At 65.8% G+C, this 1,512-nt stretch carries 1 protein-coding gene; it reads right to left on the bottom strand.

Annotation, left to right across the window (positions count from 1 at the left end):
* Nucleotides 1–254: 254 nt before the first annotated feature.
* On the bottom strand, nt 255–1,154 hold the full coding sequence (sdaAA, locus tag Q4C89_RS10720) for an L-serine ammonia-lyase, iron-sulfur-dependent, subunit alpha (protein ID WP_303102604.1): 900 nt from the start codon (nt 1,152–1,154) through the stop codon (nt 255–257).
* Between the last annotated feature and the right edge of the window lie 358 nt (nt 1,155–1,512).

Below are 1,512 nucleotides of genomic sequence, written 5' to 3'. Positions count from 1 at the left end.
GCGTGGCTGACGGTGGTGCTGTGGCAGTGGCTCGCGCCTCACTCCGCGCCCTTCCTGCCGGGGATAGACGACATGGGAAGCGTGGTCCTGGTCGTACTGGCAGCCAATGCCGCTTCCGTCGGTCGGTTCTTCAGACACAAGCAGCAGGGCCACTGGGTCAAGCTCTAAGGAACACAAACGAAAAAGGCTGGAGCCTATGCACTCCAGCCTCTTTTTCCATCCTCCATCAGCGCAGCGAACCCATCACCCGAGCTTCACACCATCGGCAGCGAGGTCATGCCCCCTGGCAGGTCACCTTCCGCCTGCCCTTCCTTGCCCTGCATCCGGGCGGTCACGGCGAGGCCCGTGGGCGTCTGGGCCAGTCCACCGTCGGCGGTTTCGCGCAGGGCGGCGGGCATCATGCGGCCCACCGAGGCCATCGCGCCCAGCACTTCGTCAGGTGGAATGAAAGATTCCAGTTGCGCCAGGGCCAGTTGCGCGGCGCTGACGGCGTGGACGGCAAAAAAGGCGTTGCGGCTCACGCAGGGCACTTCCACGTAGCCGCCCACCGGGTCGCACACCAGCCCAATGGTGTTCATCAGCGCGAGGCTGGCCGCGTGGACGGCGGCGCGGGGGGAGCCGCCCAGCAGTTCCACCACCGCTGCCGCCGCCATCGCCGCGCTGGAGCCGATTTCGGCCTGACAGCCGCCCGCCGCGCCGGAAATGAACATGCGCTTGCTGATGGCCTTGCCCACACCTGCCGCCAGAATCATGGGGTCTACGAGCTTCTCATCGGGAAGGCTGAGATGGTCAGCCACGCCAATCAGTGCGCCGGGAATGGTGCCCGCGCTGCCCGCCGTCGGCGCGGCGACGATGCGGCCCATGCGAGCGTTTTCCTCGTTGACCGCCATCGCGTAGGCCTGCACCCGGCGCAGCAGCGGGGCACCGAGTACGTCGGGCGCGTCCCACAGCCCCTTGGCGTTCCAACCCACCATGCCCGTGATGCTCTGGGCGTCGGTTTTCAGGCCACGCTCGATGCTGCTTCTCATTTCACCGATGCGGCGCAGCATTTCGGCGCGGATGTCCTCGGGGTTCAGGCCCGTTTCGGCGCAGTCTTGTTCCAGAACCCAGTGCGAGGCCGGGGCGGGGGCGTTCATCAGTTCTTCCAGGGTCACGGTCGGGGACACTCCTTGGGGTCAGGCAGCGGAAAAAGGCGAGCGGCAGTGACAGTTGGGGCGGAGTGTACAGCCCGGCCTTCCGGTTCTCATGGGTCACGTCCTAACCTTTTGGACACAGGAACCCAGAATGAAGCTGCCGAAAGGTGAAAACCCTCCGGCAGTGCCACGTGGGAGGCCATGATCAGGCTCGCGCTTCGGTCTGGGCGTCCTGCTCCATCAGACGGACGATGGCTGCTTCGAGGGCCAGCGCGAACTGCTCGTCGTAGGGGAAAGCCCCTTCATCGGCCCAATTGGAGGAGGTGTCACCAGGAAAGGAGTAGTCGTCTGCGACGTGCTGCCAGCCGCTCGACAGGGC

Source organism: Deinococcus sp. (assembly GCF_030523985.1).
GTDB lineage: Bacteria > Deinococcota > Deinococci > Deinococcales > Deinococcaceae > Deinococcus.
Note: the sequence above shows the minus strand (reverse complement) of the source record. Positions and strands in the feature narration are given on the sequence as shown.